A 24006-nucleotide genomic window follows, 5' to 3' on the forward strand; every position below is an offset into this window, starting at 1 on the left:
CTGGCGTGCATCAGGGCCATCAGGGCGTGCCCGGCATAGATCTCGGCCACCGCGCGGATGTCCTCGGCGAAGTAACGGTCCTCGACGGAGTAGACGCTGAGCACCCCGAAGTCATGGCCATCGGCGCGCAACGGGTAGGCAGCCTCGGACCGGATCGCTGTCTCAGCCAGCACTCGGTGGGCGTAGTCCGGCCACCGAGTCTCCTGCGGCAGGCTCTGACTGGCGAACCCGGAACGGCAGCCGAGTGCCTGCACGACCGGACCCTGGCCGGTCTCCGCGGCGATCCGGGCGAGCGGCGCGGTCAGCAGCGGGTCGGTGCTGGCGGTGACCCGCACCTCGGCGGACGGCGTGCCGGTGAGGATGGCCGCCGACGTGCAACCGGTGAGGTTCAGCGCCATCGACACGACCCGCTCGTAGGTCCCCACGAGGTCGGCCTGGGACATGAGATCCTGTGCGACGTTGACGAACAGACGCGCGGCGTCCAGGTCTTGCGTGGGGGACATGGCAGGCCCTTCTGCTATCCCCAACGAGAGCCTGATCCCGCGCGGACACGGGTCACTTCAAGATCACTAGGTTAGACAGACAAGTCTTACTCGGCCTAGCATGGAATTGCCGTAAAGCCGGTGGGTCAGGAGTACGTCACCATGGTCGCGAGCACCGCCACGTCGGCACGGGAGAAGATCCTCAGCACCGCCTATGCGCTGTTCACCCAGCGCGGCATCCGTGACGTCGGCGTCGATGAGATCATCGCCCGGGCCGGCATCGCGAAGGCGACCCTGTACCGGCACTTCCCGTCCAAGGACGACCTGGTGCTGGCGTTCCTGCAGCAGCGCGAGCAGTTGTGGACCTTCGCCACCGTCGAGAGCGAAGCGCGCCGCCGCGGCGCCGATCCCGAGGGGCAACTGCTGGCGATCTTCGACGTCTTCGACGACTGGTTCGGCCGCGACGACTTCGAGGCGTGCTCGTTCATCAATGTGCTGGTCGAGATGGGACGCACCCACGTCACCGGCCGGGCCAGCATCCAGCACCTGAACACCATCCGCTCGGTGGTGGAGCGGATGGCCGAGCAAGCGTCGTTGCGTGAGCCGGCCGAGTTCGCGAAGTCCTGGCATATCCTGATGAAGGGTTCGATCATCTCCGCCACCGAGGGCGATCGGCAGGCGGCCCTGCGGGCCAAGGCGATGGCCCGGCAGTTGATCGCCGCCCACCGCTCCTAGACGGTTCTGCCGGTTAATCGGTTGCCCTGATCGGGCTCCAGTGCTGCACTGAGTTCCGCGCCGGATGTGGCGCGCCTGTTCGAAGGAGCTTTGCCGTGCGTCCAGCTTTCATGTCCGTCCACCTTGTTGACCGACGTGAGGACCTGGCGTGCTGTGACGAAGCTGAACCTGGGCGTGGTGGCGCATGTTGACGCCGGAAAGACCAGCCTGACCGAACGACTGCTGTTCGACACCGGCGCTCTCGACCACATCGGCAGCGTGGACGCCGGTAACACGCGCACCGATTCGCTGGCACTGGAACGCGAGCGCGGCATCACCATCCGCGCGGCCGTCGCGTCCTTCGCCATCGGCGACGTGAGCGTCAACCTGCTGGATACCCCGGGGCATCCGGACTTCATCGCCGAGGTGGAGCGGGTGCTCGGCGTGCTCGACGGTGCGGTGCTGGTGATCTCGGCCGTGGAGGGGGTGCAGCCGCAGACCCTGGTCCTGATGCGGGCGTTGCGGCGGCTGCTGGTTCCGACGCTGATCTTCGTGAACAAGATCGATCGCGCCGGCGCCGATGAGGCCCGGGTGCTGGCCGGCATCGCCGAGCGGCTGACGGCCTCGGCCGTGGCGATGGGTTCGGTGACCGGGATCGGCAGTCGCACGGCTCGGTTCCAGCCGTTCGAGGCTGGTGATACTGGCTTCCTCGCTCGGCTGCTCGACCTGCTCAGCGCGGATGACGACGCTCTGGTGGCCGACTACATCGCCCACGAGGCGATCTCCTTCGGCCGGCTGCGGTCGGCGCTGGCCGACCAGGTCCGCAGCGGGCGGGTGCACCCGGTGTTCTTCGGCTCGGCGATCACCGGAGCGGGGGTGGCCGAACTGCTGGACGGGATCGCCGCGCTGCTGCCGCCGGCTGCTCCGTCGGCCGGCGCCTCAGGTGTCGGCAGCGCCACCGGCCGGCTGTCCGGCACGGTGTTCAAGATCGAACGCGGACGGGCTGGCGAGAAGGTCTGCTACGTCCGGATGTTCTCCGGTGCACTGCACGTCCGAGATCGGATGCAGGCGCATGGGCGTCGGGAAAGAGTCACCGGCATCAGGGTGTTCACCCCCGCTGGCGTGGTAGCACGCAGTTCGGTGGTGGCCGGCGAGATCGGGCAGCTCTTCGGGTTGGCGGGTGTGCGGATCGGCGATGGGGTCGGCGTGCCGCCGGCCCCGATCGGTGCGCGGCAGTTCGCGGCTCCCGCGTTGGAGACGGTTGTCGTGCCGGGCGAATCGACGGACAGGGGCGCGCTGCATGCGGCGCTCGGCCAGCTCGCCGAGCAGGACCCGTTGATCGGGTTGCGGCAGGACGACCTGCGCGGCGAGCTGTCGGTGTCGCTGTACGGCGAGGTGCAGAAGGAGGTCATTCAGGCAACGCTGGCAAGCGAATACGGCATCCAGGTGCGCTTCCGCGAGACGACCGTGATCTGCATCGAGCGGCTGGTCGGGTGCGGCTCGGCTGTGGAGGTCGGCGACGTCGCACCGAACCCGTTCCTGGCAACGGTGGGCCTGCGGGTGGAGCCGGCGCCGGTCGGGGCAGGGGTGCTCTTCCGGCTGGAGGTGGAGCTGGGATCGATGCCGTACGCGTTTCTGCGGGCGGTGGAGGAGACGGTGCGGCTGACGCTGCGGCAAGGCTTGTACGGCTGGCAGGTGCCGGATTGCACTGTGGTGTTGACGCATTCCGGTTACTGGCCTCGGCAGAGCCACGCCCACGCGACCTTCGACAAGAGCATGTCCAGCACGGCGGGGGATTTCCGGAATCTGACGCCGCTGGTGTTGATGCAAGCGCTGCGGGGGGCCGGGACCAGGGTGTACGAGCCGGTGCAGGAGTTCTCGCTGGAGGTGCCGGCGACCAGTTACGGCGCGGTCGTGCCAGTGCTGGGTCAGCTCCGCGCGGTTCCGCTGGCACCTCGCGCACAGGGCCGGGTGTACCTGCTGACCGGCACCATCCCGGCCGCCCGGGTGCATGACTTGCAGCAGCGGTTGCCCGGACTGACGGGTGGTGAGGGAGTACTGGAATCGGCGTTCTCCCATTACGAGCCGGCCGAGGGGTATCCGTGCCGGCCCCGGACGGATGCCGATCCGTTAGATCGAGACGCCTACCTGTTGCGGGTGCAGCGGCGGGTCTGAGCCGGCTACCGCTCGGCTCGCTGTAGCTCGATGAGGACGCGGTGCAGCTCGTCGACCTTCGCGACCAGGGCTGCCACGTCCGCTCGGGTCGCGGACTCGGCCATCTCTTCGGCCTCCTGAACCCTGTCGATGAGCCAGCTTGCTATGGATGCGGTCACCACGCCCAGCAGGGCAACGCCGCCGAGCATCAGGCCGAGCGCCACGGCACGGCCTTCGGTGGTGACGGGATAGCGATCGCCGTAACCCACTGTGGACACGGTGGTCACGGCCCACCAGGCGGCATCACCGAAATTCACGATGTTCGCACCTGGATGTCCCCGCTCGGCGTCGAGGACCGCCAAGGCCCCACAGAACAGCAGCAACGCGGTTCCCCCTGCGACGTAGGCAGCGATCCGGCCGCGCAGTGAGATTGTGGCCGTGCGGTTCACCACTCTGAGCAGCATGACCAGGCGTAGCAATCGCAACGGCCGCAGCAGGGGCAGGGCGATCACCGCCAGGTCCAGCAGGTGATGGGACCAGTAGTGAAAGCGCCGCTGGGCAAGAGCCAGCCGGACGGCGTAGTCGGCGATGAAGATGCCCCACGCCAGGACGGTGACGGTCTTGAAAACCGCCTTGGCGCTGTGGTGGAGATCCGGGTCCAGGATCGGCCAGGCATAGGCGATGAGGAAGAGGACGGCGGTGACAGTCAGCGGCCACTCGGTGGCCGACTCCCAACGTGTCACACGCCGGTCGGTGGAGGAGCTGGAGGTCATGCTCGGATTATCGGCGTCTGGAGGCGATCAGCGGGTCCGGTCGAGCCATTGCTCCCGGGTGATCGCGTACTCGACCTCGCCGTGCTCGGCACCGGGGATCGGCTCGTCCCAGTCGGCGTGGAAGGTGCGCACGTATCGCAGCCCGATCGATGCCATGGTCGCCCGGGATGCTTCGTTGACCGCCATCGTCTCGGCGAAGATCCGGTGCAGCCCCAGGTCGGTGAAGCCGTGCCGGAGCAGCTCGCGGGCGCCCTCGCCGGCCAGGCCCTGCCGCCAATGGCGGCGCAGCAGCCGGTAGCCGAGTTCGGCCTGGCCCTGGACCGGGCCCTGGTCGGCGCGCGTCGGAGGTTCCAGGATCCACCAGCCGACGAACTGCCCATGGTGCACGCCCACCCAGAAACCCAGCCCCGGCACGATGCCGGCGACAGCGAGGCGGTCGCGGTGATGGCGCTCCACCTCGGCGCGGGTGCGGGCGGCGCCGAGGTAACGCATCACCTCGGGGTCGGCGTCGAGCTCGACCTCGTGGTCCAGGTGCTCCTCGGCCAGCGGCACGAGGCTGAGCCGGCCGGTATGCAGGGTTGCCTGGCCGGTCATCAGGTGGCCCAGCCGGTCATCGGCGAGCGATCACCAGCGGTCCCAGTGCAGAACCTCATCAAGCGGCTGCCGGGCGGCCGGCCGGAAGTCGGTGCCGGTGTAGTAGGCCGTCGGGATCAGCGCGGCCTGGCGGATGCCGTCCGGCAGGCCGAGGATTGCCGCCACCTCAGCCTCGTGCCTCAGGTGCAGGGTGGTCCAGGCGGTGCCGAGCCCGCGAGCCCGGGCGGCCAGCATGAAGCTCCAGATAGCGGGATGCAGCGATCCCCACACCCCGGCCTGGTTCCCGGTGGGCAGGTTCTCCACCCGCAGGCAGGGCAGCACCAGCACCGGCACGTCTGCCATGTGCTCTGCCAGATAGGCGACGCTGTCGCCCACCCGCACCTGGACCGGCGACCGCTCCGGATCATCTGCGAACAGGTTGCCGGCCGCGCCTGGGGAGGCCAGGTACTGCAGGGTTGCCCGTCGATAGAACGCGCCGATGGCCCGCCGCTGGTCGGCGTCGGTCACCACGATCCAGTGCCAGTGCTGCTGGTTGGAACCGGACGGCGCCTGCAGCGCGATCTGCAGGCAGTCCCGGATGAGTTCTTCGGGAACGGGACGGGTCAGGTCCAGCCGCTTGCGCACCGTCCGGGTGGTGGTGAGCAGCTCGTCCGGGTTCAGCGGGATGGTGAATGTCATGGCTGCATTCTGGCAAAGCGAACCGACTTCGCCAGTCGTTCTCCGCGTTCGCACCGGCCCCGCGTGTCCCGCAGCGGGTCAATCGCACCCTGGCGTCAGGATTGCTTGACAGGCGCGTCAGGATAGCCTGACGCGATGAGCAGAGGCAGAGCACCCTGGCAGGACGGCCGGCGAGCCTGGCAACGGCTGAACGGCTGGCACAACGAGAGCCCGCATGCAGTACCTGGGCACCCTGACGACGGCGACGCGGCGTTGAGCGCGCTGGTCGACGTCCACCTCGTGCGGGGCCTGCTCGACAGAGCGGAACTGATCGCAGTGAAGACGGCGCGCCGCCATGGCAAGAGCTGGTCAGACATCGCCACGATGCTGCACATGACGCGTCAATCGGCGTGGGAGCGTTGGCACGACACCGACGGCGACGACACCTCTCACGCCTCCGCCTGAGTGTGAGCTCGCTGCGTCCGCGGGCATGCCGGTAACCGAGCGACAGCTGTCTCGTGCGTAATTCGGGCGCAAGCCGACGTGCTTCGGGGCATGCACCCAAAGTCTGGTCATGACGACCACCAGTCGGCTCAGCTTCCGAGTGCCACCGGATACCGAGCATCGGCTGCGGGCTGCGGCTGCGGCAACCGGCCAATCCTTGACCAACCTCGTCATCTCCGCAGCCGACGCTCGGGCTAAAGAAGTGCTGGCCTCGCACACTCTGGTTCCGGCTGACTTCGACCAGCTCATCGCGGCACTCGACGCGACTGTCACTCCCAACGACGCGCTGCGCGCGGTCGCGCGGCGTCCACGCCGGGTGAAGCAGGCTTAGCCCAGCGCTGTCAACATCAGTTCGGAGCCACTCACCGATTCGCACGTTCTCAGCTCATTCGACAGCGGCAAGGAGCCTCTAAGGGGAGAACCCGACTTCATACGACAATCGTTAGAACCGCCGGTTGTGCTCCTAATCTCGTGAGGTCTTTGGCGAGACCTCACGACGGCATGTCCACGAAGCGCGACAGGTGCCCCTGGAAGGCCACCGTCGCCTGGCCGGTGGGCCCGTTGCGGTGCTTGGCGATGATGATGTCGGCCTCGCCGGCCCGCGGTGACTCCCGCTCGTACATGTCCTCCCGGTGCACCAGCAGCACCACGTCGGCGTCCTGCTCGATGGAGCCGGACTCCCGCAGGTCAGACAGCATCGGCTTCTTGTCGGTCCGCTGCTCGGGCCCGCGGTTGAGCTGCGACAGCGCCACCACCGGCACGTCGAGTTCCTTGGCGATCAGCTTCATCGCCCGCGAGAACTCCGACACCTCCTGCTGCCGGGACTCCACCCGCTTGCCCGAGGTCATCAGCTGCATGTAGTCGATCACGATCAGCTTCAGGTCGTGGCGCTGCTTCAGCCGGCGCGACTTGGCCCGGATCTCCATCATGGTCAGGTTCGGCGAGTCGTCGATGAACAGCGGCGCCTCGGCCAGCTCGGAGGACCGCAGCGCGATCTTGCGCCAGTCCTCATCGCTCATCCGGCCCGACCTGATGTCGTTGAGCTTGACCCGCGCCTCGGCCGAGAACAGGCGCATCATGATGTCCTGCTTGGACATCTCCAGCGAGAAGATCACCGTCGAGGCGTGCTGCTTGATCGCCGCCGACCGGGCGAAGTCCATCGCCAGGGTGGACTTGCCCGAACCTGGCCGGCCGGCCACCACGATCATCTGCCCCGGGTGCAGGCCGTGGGTGATTTCGTCCAGGTGCTCGAACCCGGTGCGGATGCCGGTGCCCACCCCGCCGTTGGCGGTCATCCGGTCCATCTCGTCCAGGGTGCCCTCGAGCAGGTCCTCGATCCGGACGTAGTCCTCGCTGGTACGGCGCTCGGTGACCTCGTAGATCTCGGCCTGGGCCCGGTCGACCACGTCGTCGACGGTGCCGGCCATCCCCTCGCCGCTGGCCGCCCCGTAACCCATCTGGACGATCCGGGTACCCGCCTCGACCAGCCTGCGCAGGATCGAGCGCTCGGCGACGATCTCGGCGTAGTAACCGGCGTTGGCCGCCGTCGGCACCCCGGAGATCAGGGTGTGCAGGTACGGGTGGCCGCCGACCCGGCCGATCGTGCCGGTGCGGGTCAGCTCGGCGGCGACGGTGACCGCGTCGGCCGGCTCGCCGCGGCCGTACAGGTCCAGGATCGCGTCGTAGACCAGCTGGTGGGCCGGCCGGTAGAAGTCGCTGCCCCGCAGCACCTCGACCACGTCGGCGATCGCGTCCTTGGACAGCAGCATGCCGCCCAGCACCGACTGCTCGGCGTCGATGTCCTGCGGCGGTGTGCGGTCGAACTTCGGTCCGGAGGTGTCCGAATCACCGATCGCGCGCAGCCCTGGACCTGAAGTCACACCGTTGCCAATCGTCTGGGGCTTATGGGCCAGCGGTTCAGCCATGGGCCTAGGCATACGCGCAGGTACTGACACTTCTGTAATTCGCCGGCTACGCGGTCCGTGGAGAGCCCGCGCTGACGTTAGAGAGCGGGGCTCGGGGTAGCAATCCCGCCTGTGCACACACCTGTGGAGCATGATGTGGGCAACGCCGGACGGAGTTGTTCACGACCTGGGGACAGTGCTGTGAATAAGTGTGGCACCGGTCTTAGAAGGCCCGTAGATGCTGGGCTACGTTGTGCTCACCCTGTGGAAGAAAAGTAATTTTGGAGAAGGTCACCGGTCAGGCAACTGTGAGCACCGGGTTTATTACATACCGAACTGTGCTCGCGTGGTAACTGGCCGCTCACTCGGAGCTACCACATATCCACAGGCTACGCGAGTCCTATCCCAGAATCTGGACGACCCGCCCACCCACGCGTTCCTACAGCCGCTTAACGTATCAAGGTGGACCTACCACACCATTCTGTCAACAAGCGGAACATCGGAAAGCCAGGCCGGTTGCCGGAATCGGGCAGCCGAAAGCCCGGCCTCCCGCAAGGGCGGGAGCCGGGTCTCCGAACGGGTCCGCGCTACGACGCGGGCGGTTTACTTGTTGGGTGTGACGGTGACCGGCACGGTGGCAACGACGCCGGGGTGCAGCTCGATGGTCACGGTGTGCGCGCCGGTGGTCTTGATGTGCCCGGGCAGGTGGACCCGCTTCTTGTCCACCGTGGGGCCGCCGGCGGCCTTGACGGCGTTGGCGACGTCGGCCTGGCTCACCGAACCGAACAGCCGGCCGCCGTCGCCGGCGCGCGCCTTGAGCGTGACGGCCAGCCCCTCGAGCTGGGCCTTGATCTCGTTGGCGTGGTCCAGGCCGCGGATCTCCCGGGAGTCCTGGGCGCGCTTGATCTGGGTGATCTGCTTCTCCGCGCCCTTGCTCCAGTTGATCGCCGCACCTCGCGGCACCAGGTAGTTGCGGCCGTAGCCGTCGGCGACATCGACGATGTCGCCTGGCGCGCCCAGACCGTCCACCTCACGAGTCAGGATGATCTTCATGTCGGCGTCCTGCCTTTAGCGCGCGGTCGAGGTGTAGGGCAGCAGCGCCATCTCGCGGGCGTTCTTGACCGCCTTGGCGATCTCGCGCTGCTGCTGGGTGCTGACGCCGGTCACCCGGCGGGCGCGGATCTTGCCCCGGTCGGAGATGAACTTGCGCAGCAGGGCGGTGTCCTTGTAGTCGATCGCCTCGATACGGGAGGTCTTGAGCGGGTTGGACTTCTTCTTGGGCTTGCGTAACGGTGGCTTGGCCATCAGTGGGAACTCCGTCTTGGGTCAGTGAAAGTCTTGAGGGCAGTGAGGTCTAGAAGGGCGGTTCGTCGGAGTAACCGCCGGACGAGGCGGCAGCGGGACCGGACGAGGCCCACGGGTCCTCAGCCGGCGCACCGCCGGAGCTCTCGGCTCCGAAGCCGCCGCCGGAGGAGCCGCGCTGGGTGCGGTTGACCTTCGCCGTGGCGTAGCGCAGCGACGGCCCCACCTCGTCGACGTCGAGCTCGATGACGGTGCGCTTCTCGCCCTCGCGGGTCTCGAACGAGCGCTGCTTGAGCCGGCCGGTGACCACGACGCGCATGCCGCGCTGCAGTGACTCGGCGACGTTCTCAGCCGCCTGGCGCCAGATCGAGCAGCGCAGGAACAGCGCCTCGCCGTCCTTCCACTCGTTCGTCTGCCGGTCGAAGTTCCGCGGGGTCGAGGCCACCGTGAAGGAGGCGACGGCGGCACCGGACGGGGTGAACCGCAGTTCCGGGTCGGCCGTCAGGTTGCCCACGACGGTGATGACGGTTTCGCCGGCCATCAGGCTGACTTCTTCTCGGCTCGCTTGGCCTGCGCCTTGTCCTGGGCCTTCTTGGACTTGGCCTTCTGCGGGGTCGGCCGCAGCACCTTGGTCCGCAGCACCGACTCGTTGAGGTTCAGCTGCCGGTCCAGCTCGATCACCGAGGCGGGCTCCGCGCTCAGGTCGATGACGGCGTAGATACCCTCGGACTTCTTGTTGATCTCGAACGCCATCCGGCGGCGGCCCCAGACGTCGACCTTCTCGACCGTGCCGCCACCCTTCTTGATGACGGAGAGGAAGGTGTCCAGGGACGGAGCGATGGTGCGCTCGTCCAGTTCGGGGTCGAGGATGACCATGACTTCGTAATGGCGCATGGGATTAACCCAGCCTCCTGTGGACTTGGCGGCCACGGACGGTCCGTGGCAGGAGGGTGAAGCGGTCGGATGGGCCCGTGCGAAGACGGGTCCGCGGGCACCGAACACCTGACGTCCAGGCCCAGACTGCAACCTTGACAGGTTACCGGCTTGCCTCCGGCGAAGGAAATCGGGTCAGTTCGACGGCTTGACAGGTGCCTTCGCGCGGGCCTCGGCCGGCTGCAGCAGGAAGGTGCGGGCATAGAAGGCGGTCGCACCCGACAGTGCCAGGATGGCCAGGATCACCGCGAGCGTCGGCAGCGCGCCGAGCGCGGACCGCGGCCGGTTGGAGGCCAGCTCGACGGTGCGCGGCGAGCCACCGTTCTTCACACCCGGCGCGGCCGAGCTCGCCGAACCGGCCGGCTTACCGTTGCTCACCGGTTGCTGGTCACCAGCCACGATCGAGCCACCGGTGACCGGGACGTAGCTGCCACCGAGCCCGCTGCCGCTGCCGTAGCCCTTGGGCACGGTGCGGTCGGCCACCGTCGGACCGGACGGCTTGTAGTTGGTGCCCGGAAGAGCCGCGGCCGGCGGGGGCGTGACACCTGGCGAGTTGCCGCCGGGCAGGCCGGGAACGCTCGGGAGCCCGGGCGCGCCCGGCAGCGGAGGAGCCGTCGGCAGTGCGCTGTTGACGGGGTTGAGCGCGCTGTTGGCGCTGCTCACCACGCTGCCGAGCCCGCCGTTGATGGCGCTGATGATCGGGCTGGGCACGGCTGAGGCCGACACGCTCGGCAACGGAAGGTGGACCCCCGCGACGCAGCCCGCGGCGGTGGAGTCGATGACCAGCTTGCCGGTCTGGGTGGCTACCACCCCCACCTGACCCAACAGCTCTGTCGTGAACTGCCACGTGAGGGTGTAGGTCGCGGCCCTGGTGAACGTGATCGGGGTCGTGCCCGCCGCCGGAACGGCTGCCCACGGGGTTCTGCTGGCGGGATCGGTGGAGTTGGGAACCGGGCTGATGGTCAAGCGCTCGCCGGTCGCGGCGCCCAATCCTCCCTGCTTGAACTGCACTGCGGTATTGGGCACCACGGCCATCGAGCCGTTCAACGGCAGCGGGCAGGACGAGGAGTCCATTCCGGTGGCGTCCAGCGTGATCGGGGTCGGGGGGGTCACCGCACTGGTGGGGTTGGAGAGCAGCAGGCCGGCGCCGGAGAGCACGACCGCCGCGGCGGCAACGCCGGCGATGCGACGAAGACTCATCAGCACACTCCCCCTACGTCCCGAACGTCCGGAAAAAGCACTATCTTAGGGGCCACCGGCGTACCGGTGTCCTCTGAACTCAACGAAGCAGGCCCGCTATGGTCACGCCGCCGGCGAGAGTGCGACGCCGGGCAATGTTTCGGCTGGCCGAGTTGTCTTGTCTGGCATGAAGGTCCTCACCCGGGCAGCCGCCCACTTCTCCCAGTTCGTGGAGGACCGTACCGACTCGCTGCTGGGCACCGCCTACCTGCTCACCCGGGACCGGCAGGCCGCTGAGGAGCTGGTCCAGGACACCCTGGTGGCGCTGTATCCGCAATGGTCGAGGGTGGCAGCGGCACAGTCGCCGATCGCCTACGTCCGCCGGTCGCTGATCAACCGCTACCTCAACCAGCAGCGCCGGCCGGCGGCCGGGGAGTTGGTCACCGATCTGGTGCCCCAGCGGCAGCCCGGGCCGGACTTCGCCCACCGGGTCGACGACCGGGACCAGTTGCGCCGGGTGCTGAGCACGCTGCCGCCCCGGCAGCGCGCCGCCGTGGTGCTGCGCTACTTCCACGACCTGTCCGACCAGCAGATCGCCGAGGCGATGGGCTGCCGCGCCACCACGGTACGCAGCCTGATCAGCCGGGCGCTCAGCACGCTGCGCGGCGGCGCCGCCCTCACCGGCCTCGACGGCCGGTCCGACCAGCAGGGAGCCGTCCGATGACACCCGAGCAACTCGACACCGCCATCCGCGACGAGCTGCGGGCCGAGGCCCGCCGTGCCCCGGCCGCCGCGCCCGTCAAGGCGCAGGTGCTGCTGGCGACCCGTTCCCTGCCGGCCGACGACGGGCAGCCGCGCGCGCTGCGGGCCTGGCTGGTCCCGATGCTGGCGGCGGCCGCCGTGCTGCTGGTGATGCTCGGTGTCACCGCCGGGCTGAAAGTGCTGAACTCCGACGGCCCGGGCCGCACGCCGCCGGCCGGCAGCTCGACCCCGCCCACACCCCACTCGACCACGCCGAACCACTGGTGGTACCAGCATGTCGACGAGGGCGCACTGCCGCACACCCCGGGGCTGTGCCCGACGCGGTTGACGGCCGGCCCGCTGCCGCCGCGGTTGCCGTCGCGTCAGGGGCCGCCGGAGCTGCCGACCGCCCAGCCGATCACGGTGCCGGGCGAGCCCGAGCCGCTGTGGCTGCTGCCGGTCACCTGCAACGGCGCGACGGCCGACGGCTCGTACCCACTCGTGATCGAGGTATTCCGGTACCGCCCGGACGGCCCCCAACTGGTGCAGACGCTGGCCTACCAGCAGGGTGACGAGCGCTCGCTCATGGTCGTCTCGATCGGCGTGACCGGCACGGGCGACCTGGAGCTCACCGAGAAGGGCTACGGGCCGATGGATGAGCTGTGCTGCCGCAGCCTGTGGTTCACCCAGGAGTTCACCTGGCGGAAGGACCTCCGCCGCTACGACGCCGGCCGCCAGGTGGCCATCCCGGCACCGGCCACCCTGCCGTCGTGCACCGGCGCCCAGCTGAAAGTGACCCAGTCGCCCCTGAGCGGCCCGGGTGACAGCCGTGGCGTCCTGCTCCGCTACGTCAACACCGGGCCGAAGCCGTGCCAGCTGAACGGCTATCCGCACGCCGCCATCGTGGACGCCGCCGGCCGGCTGCTGGCTGAGGCGAGCCCGACGTCGACACTGGCCGGCGCGTTGGGCAGGCGGGTCAGCACCAGCTCCGGCTTGGAGCCGGGCAGCGGCGGCGACGCGTCGTGGTGGGCGGTGATCGAATGGGAGACGGTCGAGTCCGACGGCGCCCAGTGCTACCCGCACGCGCGGCTGCAGAGCACGCCCCCGGATACCACCGCCACCCACTCCTACGGCGACCAGGGCCGGGTGTGTTACCTCCAGGTTCACCCGGTGGTGCCCGGCGACCCCGGCATCCGCTAGCTCAGCCGGGCGCGGTGACTGATGTCAGGGCCGGACCGTAACCTGGCAGCATGGCTGACACCCTGGTCATCGGTGCCCACGTCGACTCCACCGACCCGTTGGCGGCAGCCGCCCGGGTCGACGCCGCGGCGGTCCAGTTCTTCCTGGCCGACCCGCAGGGCTGGAAGGCGCCGAAGGAGCACCCGCACGCCGACGCGCTGCGGGCCACCGACCTGACGGTCTACGTGCACGCCCCCTACGTGATCAACGTGGCCACCACCAACAACCGGATCCGGGTGCCGAGCCGCAAGATCCTGGCCCAGCACGCCGCGGCGGCGGCCTCGATCGGGGCCAAGGGGCTGATCGTGCACGGCGGGCACGTCGGTGCCAACGACGACCCGGCCGTCGGCATCGAGAACTGGCGCAAGACCTTTGCCTACCAGGCCGAGAGCGGCGGTTTCCCGCTACCGATCCTGATCGAGAACACCGCCGGCGGCACCGCCGCGATCGCCCGGCACCTGGACCGGATCGCCCAGCTGTGGGACGCCATCGGCGAGTACGGCCCCGGTTTCTGCCTCGACACCTGCCACGCCCACGCCGGCGGTGAGGACCTGACCGGCATCGTCGACCGGGTCAAGGCCATCACCGGACGGATCGACCTGATCCACGCCAACGACAGCCGCGACACCTTCGACTCCGGCGCCGACCGGCACACCAACATCGGCACCGGCTTCATCGAGCCCGAGGCGATCGCGGCCATCGTCCGGGCCGCCGGCTGCGACGTGCTGGTCGAGACGCCGGCGGCCGGCCAGGCCGAGGACATCAGCTACCTGCGCAGCAAGGCCAGCTGAGCGGCCCCAGCCCGTTCGCCGGCAGACTCAGCTGGCCGACGCCCCGCCACCCGAGGTCTGGTCCGCCGACGCCTCGGCGTGCACCGCACTCACCGCATCGCCCACCGGCACCTCGCGCCGTTCACCGGACCTGCGGTCACGCAGCTCCACCACGCCGTCGTCCAGGCCCCGCCCGACCACCAGGATCGTCGGGACCCCCAGCAGCTCGGCGTCCTTGAACTTCACGCCGGGTGAGGCCTTGCGGTCATCGAGCAGCACCCGCACGCCCAGCGACACCAGCTCGGTGGCGATCCGCTCCGCCTCGGCCACCGCCGCGACGTCCTTGCCGGTCGGCACCACCTGCACGTCGGCGGGCGCCACCGCGCGTGGCCAGCACAGGCCCAACTCGTCATGGGTCTGCTCGGCCAGCGCCGCCACGGCGCGGGTGATGCCGACCCCGTAGGAGCCCATCGTGATCGTCACCGGCTTGCCCTCGGGCCCCAGCGCCGTCAAGCCGAACGCCTCCGCGAACTTGCGCCCCAGCTGAAAGACGTGGCCCAGCTCGATGCCGCGGGCGATCTCCAGCGGCGAGCCGCAGCGGGCGCACCGGTCGCCGTCGCGGATCTCGACCGCGCCGATCTCGCCGGCCGGGTCGAAGTCACGCCCGCGCACCACGAAGGCGGCGTGCTTGCCCTCCTCGTTGGCCCCGGTGACCCACGCACTGCCCTCGACCACCAGCGGGTCGACCAGGTAACGCACCTTCAGATCGGCGAGCAGCTGCGGGCCGATGTAGCCCTTGACCAAATCCGGCTGGGCGGCCAGGTCCTCGGCGCCGGCCTGCTCGACCTCGACCGGCTCCAACTGGCCGGCCAGCCGTTTCATGTCGACCTCGCGGTCACCGGGCACGCCCACCACCAGCAGCTCCCAGCGGTCGGCGCCGGGCTGGTGGGTCTTGAGCACCACGTTCTTCAACGTCTGCGCCGCGCTGAACTGCTGCTCCGGCAACCCGTACTCAGCCCAGTCCAGGCTGTTGAGCCGGTCCACCAGCGTCGCGATGGTCGGCGTGTCGGGAGTGTCTAGCACCACGCTGGCCGGCTGTGCTGACCCGTCCTGGGCGGGTGGCCCGGCAATCTCGACCGCCTCGGTGTTGGCGGCATAGTCGCAGTGGGTGCACTGCACGAAGGTGTCCTCGCCCGAGGGCGTCGGCGCCAGGAACTCCTCCGACGCCGAGCCGCCCATCGCCCCGGACATCGCGAACACGATCCGGTAGTCGAAGCCCAGCCGGCTGAAGATCCGCTCGTAGGCGTCCCGGTGCGCCTGGTAGGACCGCTGCAGGCCCTCTTCGGACAAGTCGAAGGAGTAGGAGTCCTTCATGATGAACTCGCGCCCGCGCAGCACGCCGGCCCGCGGCCGGGCCTCGTCGCGGTACTTGGTCTGGATCTGGTACAGCGCGAGCGGGTAGTCCTTGTAGGAGGAGTACTCGCCCTTGACCAGCAGCGTGAACAGCTCCTCGTGGGTCGGGCCGAGCAGGTAGTCCCCGCCCTTGCGGTCAGAGAGCCGGAACAGCGCGTCGCCGTAGTCGGCCCACCGGCCGCTGGCCTCGAAGATCTCCCGCGGGATCAGCGCCGGGAAGTGCACCTCCTGAGCGCCGATCGAGGCCATCTCCTCGCGGACGATCCGTTCGACGTTGGCCAGCACCGCCATGCCCAGCGGCAGCCAGGAGTAGATGCCCGGTGCCACCCGGCGGACGTAGCCACCCCGGACCAGCAGCCGGTGACTGGGCACCTCGGCGTCAGCCGGATCGTCGCGCAGGGTGCGCAGGAACAGCGTGGACATCCGCAGCAGCACAACAACTCCAACCGTTTGCCAGATCACCGTCACGAGCCGGCTGGCCCGTCCGGGCGTCGTGGAGCCGACCCCGCAAGGCTACCCAAGGCGCCAGGAGTCCTCCGCTGAATTACCGCCGGGCCAACTCGACGCCGGAGGCGGGACCGTCGGGACCGTCCGAGTGGCTCGGGTGGCCCCGGCCGCGGCCGAGCAGCCGGTCCGCCGGCGCGGCGGCGAACAGCCCCGCGCCCGGATCCGGCTCCTCGGCCGAGCGCACGACGTCGGACTCCGGCCGCCGGATGTCACGCACGATCAGTGCCACCAGCACCAGCAGGGCGGCATCGCGCAGCAGCAGCACCCAGGTCAGCACCTCGTAGGTCAGCGCCTTGTTGGGGTCGCTGCCGCCCAGCAGCCAGAGCAGGGTGGCGATCCAGACCGCGATCTCGGTGGCCTGCCAGATCAGCGCGCTGCGCCAGCGGGGCCGGGCCAGCGCCAGCAGCGGCACCAGCCAGACCGAGTACTGCGGGCTCCACACCTTGGTGGTCAGCAGGAAGGCGGTGACCGTCAGGAAGGCCAGCTGGGCGAGCCGGGGCCTGGCCGGGGCGGTGAGCGCCAGCCAGCCGATGGCTCCGAGCGCGGCCAGCAGGACCAGCGCCACCGCGACGCCCGGTGGGCTCCACCCCGCTTCGGCCGGCGAGCCGAAGGTGTGCGGGTAGAAGTGCTTGAGCATCGCCCAGAACGTGCTGGCCTCGGCCGGGCGGGACTCGGAGAAGGCGTAGAACTCCTTCCAGCCGGCCGTCCAGGCCAGTGCCACCGGCAGGTTCACCGCCAGCCAGGCACCGGCCGCCGCGGTCGCGGCCCACAGCACCGGCCGCCAGCACCGGGTCCGGTAGGCCAGCAGCGCCAACGGCACGAACAGCAGTGCCGGGTACAGCTTGGCGGCGGCCCCCAGCCCGATCAGCACGCCGGCCGCGACCGGCCGGTTGCGGGCCCATGCCCACAGCGCGGCCGAGACGAAGGCCATCGCCAGCAGGTCCCAGTTGGAGAAGGCGTGAAAGACCAGCAACGGGCTGACGGCCAGGATGGCCGCGTCCCACTGCCGCCGCCGGCCCGCCGCCGCGGCGGTGGCAGCCACCGTGAACAGGCCACACAGCGCCAGCAGCAGGCAGGTCAGGACGCCGAACACCACCCCCTGGTCCTGCCCCGGCACGGTGCCGTTCTCGGCCAGGGAGTGCCACCCCCGGGTGAGCTCGCCGGTGAACCACATGAACCCGCCGGTGAGCACCGGGTACTCCACGGCGTGATCGCGGTAGGGCACCGCCCCCGAGGCCAGCCCCTCGGCGCCCCAGAGCGGGATCACGTCGGAGTAGCAGGCGTGGGTGTACTGCTTGGAGGCCACCCACTGCCCGTCGGCGCACGGCAGCTTCTCGCCGTAGCCGAGCAGCAGCGTGAGGGCCGCGAGGGCCAGCAGCACCCGCAACGGCGTCCACCAGCCGGAGTAGGCGCCTGCGTAGCGCCCGACCGGACCGCCCACCAGCGCGCTGGCCCGGGCCACCGTCGGGTCGGTGCGCGAGGGCAGCGGCACCTCGCCCGAGGACGGCGCGAGCCCCGGCTGGGAGGTGCTCGGCTCGCTCACGCGGACGATCCTCGCACGCCGGCTCAGCGACGGTTGGGTGTCGCCGCGGCCGGGGCCGCCGCCTTCTTCGTGGACGAGCTCGCCGTCGGCCCGGGTGACTTGCTAGGACTCGACCCGGAGGAGGACGGGCAGATCGGCAGCCCGCAGCTGGTACTCGGCGTCGGGGTGGGCGTCTGCGACGTGCTCGGCGGCGCGGACGTGGTGGGCGCCGCACTGGAACTCGGTGCGGCGCTGGTGCTGGGCGGCGTGCTCGACACGGTCGGCGTCGGGGACGCGCTGGAGGTGGTGGCGGTGGCCGAGGGCTGGGACTGCCCGACCTGCTGGGTGGTGGGCATCGGCAGCACCGGCTTGCCGCTCAGGTAGCCGTCCATGAACCGCTTCCAGGCGCTGCCGGCCAGGTCCCGGCCGTACTCGGAGTTGCCGTTGGCGTCATAGATCGGCTCCACCTTGTTCGAGCCGACCCAGGACGCCGCGCTGACCTGGGGGGTGAAGCCGACCGTCCAGCCGTCGCTGGAGTTGCCGGTGTCCTGGATGCCGACGGTGCCGGTCTTGGCCGCCACCGGCCGGCCGTCGGACAGCGGGATGTCCGAACTCTTGGCGACGTCCTCCATCGCCAGCGTGGTGTCGTTGGCGACCTTCTTGTCCAGTACCCGCTTGGCCTTGTCCTTGTGCTGGTAGACCACGTTGCCCTCGGCGTCGGTGACCTTCTGCACGAAGTAGGACGGCCGGGCCAGGCCGCCGTTGGCCAGCGTGGCGTAGCCGACCGCCTGGTCCAGGATCCGGACCGGGTAGTTGCCGATGCCGACGTAGTCGTCGGGGTTGCCGTTGCGCATCAGGGTCGGCGCGCCGGGGTTGGGGCCGGAGGCCGACTCGGTGGCCGGGATGCCCATCGCCCGGGCGGTCTTGATGACGTTCTCCGGCCCCACCAGCGAGGTGAGCTTGCCGAACACCGTGTTCAGCGACAGCGTGGTGGCCCGGCGCAGCGTGTAGGTGCCGTAGTCGGGGTCGGTCGGGTCGTTGGAGAACGGCAGGTTGTCGATGGTCTGCGGCGACGAGCCGTCGAACGTGGACTGGATGGTGTAGGCCGGCTTCACGCCCTTGAGGTTCTGGGTCAGCGCGGTGGCGATGACGTAGGGCTTGAAGCTCGAGCCCGGCGGCCGCCAGGACTGGGCGTAGTCCAGCCCCGCCCCGTTGGCGCCGCCGTAGTAGGCGATCACCGCGCCGGTGTTCGGGTCGACCGCGACCAGCGCCGGGCGCAGGTTCTTCTGCTTGCGGGTGAGGTTGGAGTAGGTCTTCTTGATGGCGTCCTGGGCGGCGGCCTGGGCACCGCGGTTGATGGTGGTCTGGATCCGCAGCCCCCGGGTGTTGATGGTGGCCGGGTCCACCCCGTCGGCGCGCAGCTCGGACTTCACCTGGCGCCAGACCAGGCCGAGCGGGCCGTCCAGCGCGGAGCTGGAGTTGCGGGTCTTGATGGTGGCCGGGAACTTCAGCGTGGCCGCCTGGTCCTGGCCCAGCTTGCCGGTGCTGACCATTCCGTCCACCACGTACTGCCAGCGGGCCTTGGCCGCCGACGGGGTGACCGCCGGGTCGTAGTACTCCGGGGACTTGATCACCGCGGCGAGCACCGCGCCCTGGGCAACGCTGACCTTGTCCACCGAGACGCCGAAGTAGGCCCGGGAGGCGGCCTCGATGCCGTAGGCGCCGCGGCCGAAGTAGATCGTGTTCAGGTAGCTCTCCAGGATCTGGTCCTTGGAGTACTGCCGGCTGAGCTTGAGCGAGATCGCCAGCTCCTTGAGCTTGCGGCTCAGCGTCTGGTCGGAGTTGAGGTAGGCGTTCTTGACGTACTGCTGGGTGATGGTGGAGCCGCCCTGGGTCGCGCCGCCCCGCAGATCGTTGACGGCCGCGCGCACCGTGCCCTTGACCGAGATGCCCGGCTCTGAATAGAAACCGCGGTCCTCGGCCGCCAGCACCGCGTTGCGCACGTGCTCGGGGACCGCGGACAGCGGCACGATGATCCGGTTCTCGCCGCCGTCGATGGTCGCCATGGTCGAGCCGTCGGCGTACTGCACGATCCCCGACTGGTTGGTCTGCAGCTCCGCCGGGCTGGGCACGTGGGCGACCGAGTACACGGCGACCGCCAGCACGGTCGCCAGCAGCGCGAGCAGCCCGAGCAGCCAGGTCAGCGCCAGGCCGATCCGGCGCAACACCCGCTTGCGGGTGCTCATCTTCGCCAGCCGGCGCTTCTTGGCCGCCCGGCGCTGCTTCCAGCGGCTCGGCTGGTTCGCGGCCGGCCGGGCCGGATCCTTGCCGGGCACGGACCGGGACTGCTCAGGCGCGGAGGGACCCGCCACGAAAACTCCTCTAGCACTCAGCGCTACGTCAGGTACTCGTTGGTTACTCGGTGTACTGCTTAGTGTCGGTCACTGCTGCCCGGCTGTGAGCACAAACGCACCAGCATGCTGGTGGAACTACTCGCAGGGTACGGGCACATCCTGGACTCCCCGCACACAAGAAGCGGCGAAATGAGCCGGAATGCGAACGAATCCGCAGCGCGACCTGGCGCAATTCACAGCTTGTCCAGTGTAAGAGATATCTCGGCCTGATGTATCGTCCTGATATATCGACGCAGCCGAAAGGAGGACGGAATCGTGTTGGAGATACCGATCCTCGGCTTGCTCGATGAGGCCCCGATGCACGGCTACGAGCTGCGCAAGCGGCTGTCCACCCTGCTCGGGGCGTTCCATGCCTTCTCCTACGGCTCGCTGTACCCGTCCCTGCGGCGCCTGCTGGAAGCCGGCTGGATCGACGAGGAGGACGCGCCGGAAGCCGAAGCGGGAGCCGTCGGCTTCGGCACCCGGTCCCGGCGGGGCAAGCGGGTGTACCGCCTCACCGCCGAGGGCAAGGAACACCTCGCGGCGTTGCTGGCCGAGGTGGGGCCCGACGCCTATGACGACGAAGGCTTCGGGACCCGGCTGGCCTTCTTCGCCCAGACCCGCTCGGAGATCCGGCTACAGATCCTCGAAGGCCGCAAGCAGCGGATGACCGAGCAGGCCGACGGCATGCGCAGCTCGCTGGCCCGGACCCGGGAGCGGCTGGACCGCTACACCCTGCAGCTGCAGGAGCACGGCCTGGAAACGGCGGACCGCGAAGTCCGCTGGCTGACCGAACTGATCGAAACCGAGCGTCGCGGGCCGAACCCGGGCCCCTGACGCCACCACTGACTCACCGCCACGCCAGTTCAAGACCAGCCAGGTGCGGCACCCAACAACCAAGGAGGAACCCGATGGGTTCGCAAGACAACCAGAACGGCTCCGGCGGCGGTCCCATCCGAGTGGCCATCGTCGGTGTCGGCAACTGCGCCGCATCGCTGGTGCAGGGCGTGCACTTCTACCGCGACGCCGACCCCTCAGCGGTCGTGCCCGGTCTGATGCACGTCAAGTTCGGCCCGTACCACGTCAGTGACATCACCTTCGTCGCCGCCTTCGACGTCGACGCCAAGAAGGTCGGCCAGGACCTCTCCGCGGCCATCGTGGCGTCGGAGAACAACACCATCAAGCTGTGCGACGTCCCGCCGCTGGACGTCCCGGTGCTGCGCGGCCACACCCTCGACGGGCTCGGCAAGTACTACCGCGAGACCATCTCCGAGTCCGACGAGCAGCCGGTGGACGTCGTCAAGGTCCTCAAGGACCAGGCCGTCGACGTGCTGATCTGCTACCTGCCGGTGGGGTCGGAGGACGCGGCGAAGTTCTACGCCCAGTGCGCCATCGACGCCAACGTCGCCTTCGTCAACGCGCTGCCGGTGTTCATCGCGGGCACCCCGGAGTGGGCGGCCAAGTTCGAAGCGGCCGGCGTGCCGATCGTCGGTGACGACATCAAGTCCCAGGTCGGGGCCACCATCACCCACCGGGTGCTGGCCAAGCTGTTCGAGGACCGCGGCGTGGTGCTGGACCGCACCTACCAGCTCAACGTCGGCGGCAACATGGACTTCAAGAACATGCTCGAGCGTGAGCGGCTGGAGTCGAAGAAGATCTCCAAGACCCAGGCGGTCACCTCCAACATCGAGCACGACCTCGGTGCCCGCAACGTGCACATCGGCCCGTCGGACTACGTCCAGTGGCTCGATGACCGCAAGTGGGCCTACGTCCGGCTCGAGGGCCGCGCGTTCGGCGAGGTGCCGCTGAACCTGGAGTACAAGCTCGAGGTCTGGGACTCCCCGAACTCGGCCGGCATCATCATCGACGCGCTGCGGGCGGCCAAGATCGCCAAGGACCGCGGCATCGGTGGACCGCTGCTGTCGGCGTCCTCGTACTTCATGAAGTCCCCGCCGGAGCAGTACGACGACACCACCGCCCGCGAGAAGGTGGAGCAGTTCATCCGCGGCGAGGTGGAGCGCTAAACAGCGGCGTACCACTCGGCTCAGCTGTCTGTGCGGCCCGGACCGACGCTCCTCACGGTGGTGTCGGTCCGGGCCGCAGCGCGTTCGGTAGCGCAGGGGGCAGCCCGGTGGCGGCCTGCCGGCCGCTCGGTCAGTTCAGCCCGACGTCCACCGGGAAGGTCGACAGCAGCGACAGCGGCGCGGACTGGCGGCGCAGCACGGTGCGCCACAGGGTTCCCGGATTCGGGGAGAAGACATCGTCCAGGCCACCGGCGACCACGAACCAGCCGCCGGCGGCGATCTCGGCCTCCAGTTGCCCGATGCCCCAGCCGGCATGCCCGGCGAACACCCGCAGGCTCTGCGCGCCGAGTGCCACCTCGGCCGGTTCGGCGTCCAGGTCGACCAGTGCCAGGCCACCGCTCACCGCCCGCAGGCCGTTGCCCGCATCGGTGGAACTCGACAACCGGCCAAGGCCCAGGGCGCCGTCGCGTTGCACCGGGCCGCCGTTGAAGACCACCGACGGCTCGCTCATCACTTCTTGCCAGTTGGGCAGGATATGGCCTACCGGGGTGTGCGACGGCCGGTTGATGATGACCCCGACCGTGCCGGTGTCGTCGTGCTCGATCAGGAACACCACCGTGCGGAAGAACTCGGGGTCGGCCAGCGAAGGCGCGGCGATCAGCAGGCGGTGGGCAGCCGGCGGCAACTGCCAGCTTGGTTCGGCGGGCACCTTTACATCCTGCACCAATACAGTGGTTTGCGGGCCTAACGTCCAGGCTCCGTGGGTCGAACGACAGTAAGGACGAGTTGTCACGGCAACTCGAAAGAAGAAGGCGGATCAGTGACACCCGTAACCGAACTGCCCACCCAGCCGCTGCTGGGCCGGCTCGACTTCCGCCGACTGCTGTCGGTCCGGATGTTCGGCCAGTTCGCCGACGGGGTGTTCCAGGCTTCGCTGGCCGGCACCATCCTGTTCAATCCCGAGCGGCAGGCCCACGCCGGCGACATCGCGGCCGGTTTCGCGGTACTGCTGCTGCCCTACTCGGTGCTGGGCCCGTTCGCCGGCGTCCTGCTGGATCGGTGGTGGCGCCAGCGGGTGCTGCTGTACGCCAACCTGATCCGGGCGCTGCTGGTGTGCGCGGTGGCCTGCGAGATGGCCTTCGGCGTGCACGGCCAGCCGTTCTACCTCAGCGCCCTGGTGGTGATCTCGGTCAACCGGTTCGTCCTGTCGGCGCTGTCGGCGTCCCAGCCGCACGTCGTCGAGCCGGAGCGGCTGATCACCGCCAATGCGATCTCGACCACCGCCGGAGCGGTGGTGGCCGCCCTCGGCGGTGGGTCGGCGATCGCGCTGCGGACCCTGCTGGGCGGTGGCAACACCGCCTACGCCCTGGTCGCCGTGGCCTCCGCGGTCGCCTACGCGCTGGCCGGCTGGCGCGCGTCCGGCTTCTCGATCCCCCAGCTCGGCCCGGACGAGGACACCCGCGAGCACTCGGACTCGGTACACAACGTGCTGACCGGCCTCGCCGACGGCGCCCGGCACGTCCGCTCGCACCCCTCGGTGATGCGGGCGTTCGGGGTGATCGCCATCCACCGCTTCGCCTACGGGGTCACCGCCATCAGCACCCTGCTGCTGTTCCGCAACTACTTCACCGACGCCGGGGTGTTCCGGGCGGGACTGGCCGGCTTGGGCCAGGTGGTGGCCGCGATCGCCGTCGGCGGCGGGCTGGCGGCCCTGCTGACCCCGATCGCCGCCCGCCGGATCGGCTACACGCGGTGGCCGGCGGCGTTGCTGATGGGCGCCGGGCTGGTCGAGCTGACCCTGGGGTTGCCGTTCAAGCTGCAGACCTTCCTGCCCGCCGCCGCGCTGCTGGGCCTGGCCGCCCAGGGCGTCAAGATCTGCGTCGACACGCTGATCGCGCAACGGGTCGCCGACGACTACCGGGGCCGGGTGTTCTCCCTCTACGACACCCTGTTCAACGTGATCTTCGTGACCGCCGGGGTGCTGACCGCGGTGCTGCTGCCCGAGAACGGCAAGTCGGCTACGGCGGTGGTGGTGATCGGGGTCGCCTACCTGATCACCGGGGCGGTGTACCTGTTCGCCCGCGACACCGATCCGTTCGCCCCCGTCGCGGAGAGGCCGGCCGTGCTGGTGCCGGCCGCCGTCGTGGCGAGCTGCCCCGCCCGCCCCGCCGGCGACCGGCGGGCCGTCCGGCCGCTCTGAC

Annotated in this window: 23 protein-coding genes and 1 pseudogene; 10 read left to right on the forward strand and 14 right to left on the reverse strand. The window is 69.5% G+C overall.

Annotated features, from left to right (window positions below):
- Positions 1 to 503, reverse strand: a 503-nt coding sequence (locus VF542_RS13770; RefSeq protein WP_408652275.1) for a GAF domain-containing protein, incomplete at its 3' end; no start/stop codon positions are given.
- A 141-nt stretch (positions 504 to 644) separates the two neighbouring features.
- Here VF542_RS13770 and VF542_RS13775 point away from each other — a divergent pair.
- Both VF542_RS13775 and VF542_RS13780 read left to right on the forward strand, forming a co-directional pair.
- Positions 645 to 1217, forward strand: a complete 573-nt coding sequence (locus VF542_RS13775; RefSeq protein ID WP_408652276.1) for a TetR/AcrR family transcriptional regulator — start codon at positions 645 to 647, stop codon at positions 1215 to 1217.
- A 153-nt stretch (positions 1218 to 1370) separates the two neighbouring features.
- Positions 1371 to 3371: a GTP-binding protein gene (locus VF542_RS13780; RefSeq protein ID WP_408652277.1), complete on the forward strand. Its 2001-nt coding sequence runs from the start codon at positions 1371 to 1373 to the stop codon at positions 3369 to 3371.
- Between the two features lie 5 nt (positions 3372 to 3376).
- On the opposite strand, the gene VF542_RS13785 is transcribed toward VF542_RS13780, so the two are convergent.
- From VF542_RS13785 to VF542_RS13795, 3 genes are read right to left on the reverse strand one after another with little or no spacing between them, the layout of a single operon-like run.
- Positions 3377 to 4123 carry a potassium channel family protein gene (locus tag VF542_RS13785; RefSeq protein WP_408652278.1) on the reverse strand — a complete coding sequence of 249 codons (747 nt, stop codon included), beginning with the start codon at positions 4121 to 4123 and terminating at the stop codon, positions 3377 to 3379.
- 27 nt (positions 4124 to 4150) lie between these two features.
- The gene (locus VF542_RS13790; RefSeq protein ID WP_408652279.1) at positions 4151 to 4717 is read right to left on the reverse strand and encodes a GNAT family N-acetyltransferase; all 567 of its coding nucleotides are present in this window, start codon (positions 4715 to 4717) and stop codon (positions 4151 to 4153) included.
- 30 nt (positions 4718 to 4747) lie between these two features.
- Positions 4748 to 5395, reverse strand: a complete 648-nt coding sequence (locus VF542_RS13795; RefSeq protein ID WP_408652280.1) for a nitroreductase family protein — start codon at positions 5393 to 5395, stop codon at positions 4748 to 4750.
- Between the two features lie 135 nt (positions 5396 to 5530).
- On the opposite strand from VF542_RS13795, the gene VF542_RS13800 reads away from it, so the two are divergent.
- Positions 5531 to 5839 carry a hypothetical protein gene (locus tag VF542_RS13800; RefSeq protein ID WP_408652281.1) on the forward strand — a complete coding sequence of 103 codons (309 nt, stop codon included), beginning with the start codon at positions 5531 to 5533 and terminating at the stop codon, positions 5837 to 5839.
- A 109-nt stretch (positions 5840 to 5948) separates the two neighbouring features.
- Positions 5949 to 6209: a DUF1778 domain-containing protein gene (locus tag VF542_RS13805; protein WP_408652282.1), complete on the forward strand. Its 261-nt coding sequence runs from the start codon at positions 5949 to 5951 to the stop codon at positions 6207 to 6209.
- 160 nt (positions 6210 to 6369) lie between these two features.
- Here the strand turns inward: VF542_RS13805 and dnaB are convergent, their stop codons facing one another.
- The 6 genes and pseudogenes from dnaB to VF542_RS13835 all read right to left on the reverse strand — a co-directional run bounded on the left by dnaB (position 6370) and on the right by VF542_RS13835 (position 11217).
- On the reverse strand, positions 6370 to 7803 hold the full coding sequence (gene dnaB / locus VF542_RS13810; RefSeq protein ID WP_408652283.1) for a replicative DNA helicase: 1434 nt from the start codon (positions 7801 to 7803) through the stop codon (positions 6370 to 6372).
- Between the two features lie 582 nt (positions 7804 to 8385).
- Positions 8386 to 8835 (reverse strand): 50S ribosomal protein L9, encoded by a 450-nt coding sequence (gene rplI, locus VF542_RS13815; RefSeq protein ID WP_408652284.1) that lies wholly within the window; start codon positions 8833 to 8835, stop codon positions 8386 to 8388.
- Between the two features lie 15 nt (positions 8836 to 8850).
- The gene (gene rpsR / locus VF542_RS13820; protein ID WP_311423422.1) at positions 8851 to 9087 is read right to left on the reverse strand and encodes a 30S ribosomal protein S18; all 237 of its coding nucleotides are present in this window, start codon (positions 9085 to 9087) and stop codon (positions 8851 to 8853) included.
- A 49-nt stretch (positions 9088 to 9136) separates the two neighbouring features.
- Entirely contained in the window at positions 9137 to 9625 is a 489-nt protein-coding gene (locus VF542_RS13825; RefSeq protein ID WP_408652285.1) for a single-stranded DNA-binding protein, read from the reverse strand.
- A 74-nt stretch (positions 9626 to 9699) separates the two neighbouring features.
- Positions 9700 to 9978, reverse strand: a pseudogene (rpsF, locus tag VF542_RS13830) (30S ribosomal protein S6); the annotation flags it as partial.
- 174 nt (positions 9979 to 10152) lie between these two features.
- On the reverse strand, positions 10153 to 11217 hold the full coding sequence (locus VF542_RS13835; protein ID WP_408652286.1) for a hypothetical protein: 1065 nt from the start codon (positions 11215 to 11217) through the stop codon (positions 10153 to 10155).
- A 166-nt stretch (positions 11218 to 11383) separates the two neighbouring features.
- On the opposite strand from VF542_RS13835, the gene VF542_RS13840 reads away from it, so the two are divergent.
- The 3 genes from VF542_RS13840 (at position 11384) to VF542_RS13850 (ending at position 13967) form a co-directional block, all read left to right on the forward strand.
- Positions 11384 to 11920, forward strand: coding sequence for a SigE family RNA polymerase sigma factor (locus VF542_RS13840; protein ID WP_408652287.1), 537 nt, complete (start codon positions 11384 to 11386; stop codon positions 11918 to 11920).
- The gene (locus tag VF542_RS13845) at positions 11917 to 13137 is read left to right on the forward strand and encodes a DUF4232 domain-containing protein (protein WP_408652288.1); all 1221 of its coding nucleotides are present in this window, start codon (positions 11917 to 11919) and stop codon (positions 13135 to 13137) included. Before VF542_RS13840 ends, VF542_RS13845 begins: the two co-directional genes overlap by 4 nt.
- Before the next feature lie 62 nt (positions 13138 to 13199).
- The gene (locus VF542_RS13850) at positions 13200 to 13967 is read left to right on the forward strand and encodes a deoxyribonuclease IV (RefSeq protein WP_408652301.1); all 768 of its coding nucleotides are present in this window, start codon (positions 13200 to 13202) and stop codon (positions 13965 to 13967) included.
- Between the two features lie 27 nt (positions 13968 to 13994).
- Here the strand turns inward: VF542_RS13850 and VF542_RS13855 are convergent, their stop codons facing one another.
- From VF542_RS13855 to VF542_RS13865, 3 genes are all read right to left on the reverse strand, one after another.
- On the reverse strand, positions 13995 to 15794 hold the full coding sequence (locus tag VF542_RS13855) for a proline--tRNA ligase (RefSeq protein ID WP_408652289.1): 1800 nt from the start codon (positions 15792 to 15794) through the stop codon (positions 13995 to 13997).
- 109 nt (positions 15795 to 15903) lie between these two features.
- Entirely contained in the window at positions 15904 to 17409 is a 1506-nt protein-coding gene (locus VF542_RS13860) for a glycosyltransferase family 87 protein (RefSeq protein ID WP_408652290.1), read from the reverse strand.
- A gap of 23 nt (positions 17410 to 17432) precedes the next feature.
- Positions 17433 to 19760, reverse strand: a complete 2328-nt coding sequence (locus tag VF542_RS13865) for a transglycosylase domain-containing protein (RefSeq protein ID WP_408652291.1) — start codon at positions 19758 to 19760, stop codon at positions 17433 to 17435.
- A 297-nt stretch (positions 19761 to 20057) separates the two neighbouring features.
- Between VF542_RS13865 and VF542_RS13870 the strand changes: the two genes are divergently transcribed.
- Together VF542_RS13870 and VF542_RS13875 are read left to right on the forward strand one after the other, a co-directional pair.
- The gene (locus VF542_RS13870; protein WP_408652292.1) at positions 20058 to 20618 is read left to right on the forward strand and encodes a PadR family transcriptional regulator; all 561 of its coding nucleotides are present in this window, start codon (positions 20058 to 20060) and stop codon (positions 20616 to 20618) included.
- A gap of 74 nt (positions 20619 to 20692) precedes the next feature.
- Positions 20693 to 21805, forward strand: coding sequence for an inositol-3-phosphate synthase (locus tag VF542_RS13875; RefSeq protein WP_408652293.1), 1113 nt, complete (start codon positions 20693 to 20695; stop codon positions 21803 to 21805).
- Between the two features lie 130 nt (positions 21806 to 21935).
- On the opposite strand, the gene VF542_RS13880 is transcribed toward VF542_RS13875, so the two are convergent.
- On the reverse strand, positions 21936 to 22514 hold the full coding sequence (locus VF542_RS13880; protein ID WP_408652294.1) for a YqgE/AlgH family protein: 579 nt from the start codon (positions 22512 to 22514) through the stop codon (positions 21936 to 21938).
- A 111-nt stretch (positions 22515 to 22625) separates the two neighbouring features.
- Between VF542_RS13880 and VF542_RS13885 the strand changes: the two genes are divergently transcribed.
- Positions 22626 to 24005, forward strand: a complete 1380-nt coding sequence (locus tag VF542_RS13885) for an MFS transporter (RefSeq protein ID WP_408652295.1) — start codon at positions 22626 to 22628, stop codon at positions 24003 to 24005.
- Position 24006: the final 1 nt, after the last annotated feature.

Origin of the sequence: Jatrophihabitans sp., from assembly GCF_036389215.1 — a bacterium.
Classification (GTDB): domain Bacteria; phylum Actinomycetota; class Actinomycetes; order Mycobacteriales; family Jatrophihabitantaceae; genus Jatrophihabitans_A.

Bases quoted from the DNA above. Each gene is read 5' to 3' on its own strand.
- VF542_RS13840 (WP_408652287.1), top strand. From the start codon at position 11,384: ATGAAGGTCCTCACCCGGGCAGCCGCCCACTTCTCCCAGTTCGTGGAG.
- rplI (WP_408652284.1), bottom strand. From the start codon at position 8,835: ATGAAGATCATCCTGACTCGTGAGGTGGACGGTCTGGGCGCGCCAGGC.
- VF542_RS13790 (WP_408652279.1), bottom strand. From the start codon at position 4,717: ATGACCGGCCAGGCAACCCTGCATACCGGCCGGCTCAGCCTCGTGCCG.
- VF542_RS13845 (WP_408652288.1), top strand. From the start codon at position 11,917: ATGACACCCGAGCAACTCGACACCGCCATCCGCGACGAGCTGCGGGCC.
- VF542_RS13795 (WP_408652280.1), bottom strand. From the start codon at position 5,395: ATGACATTCACCATCCCGCTGAACCCGGACGAGCTGCTCACCACCACC.
- VF542_RS13875 (WP_408652293.1), top strand. From the start codon at position 20,693: ATGGGTTCGCAAGACAACCAGAACGGCTCCGGCGGCGGTCCCATCCGA.
- VF542_RS13805 (WP_408652282.1), top strand. From the start codon at position 5,949: ATGACGACCACCAGTCGGCTCAGCTTCCGAGTGCCACCGGATACCGAG.
- VF542_RS13775 (WP_408652276.1), top strand. From the start codon at position 645: ATGGTCGCGAGCACCGCCACGTCGGCACGGGAGAAGATCCTCAGCACC.
- VF542_RS13800 (WP_408652281.1), top strand. From the start codon at position 5,531: ATGAGCAGAGGCAGAGCACCCTGGCAGGACGGCCGGCGAGCCTGGCAA.
- VF542_RS13825 (WP_408652285.1), bottom strand. From the start codon at position 9,625: ATGGCCGGCGAAACCGTCATCACCGTCGTGGGCAACCTGACGGCCGAC.
- rpsR (WP_311423422.1), bottom strand. From the start codon at position 9,087: ATGGCCAAGCCACCGTTACGCAAGCCCAAGAAGAAGTCCAACCCGCTC.
- VF542_RS13785 (WP_408652278.1), bottom strand. From the start codon at position 4,123: ATGACCTCCAGCTCCTCCACCGACCGGCGTGTGACACGTTGGGAGTCG.
- VF542_RS13835 (WP_408652286.1), bottom strand. From the start codon at position 11,217: ATGAGTCTTCGTCGCATCGCCGGCGTTGCCGCCGCGGCGGTCGTGCTC.
- dnaB (WP_408652283.1), bottom strand. From the start codon at position 7,803: ATGGCTGAACCGCTGGCCCATAAGCCCCAGACGATTGGCAACGGTGTG.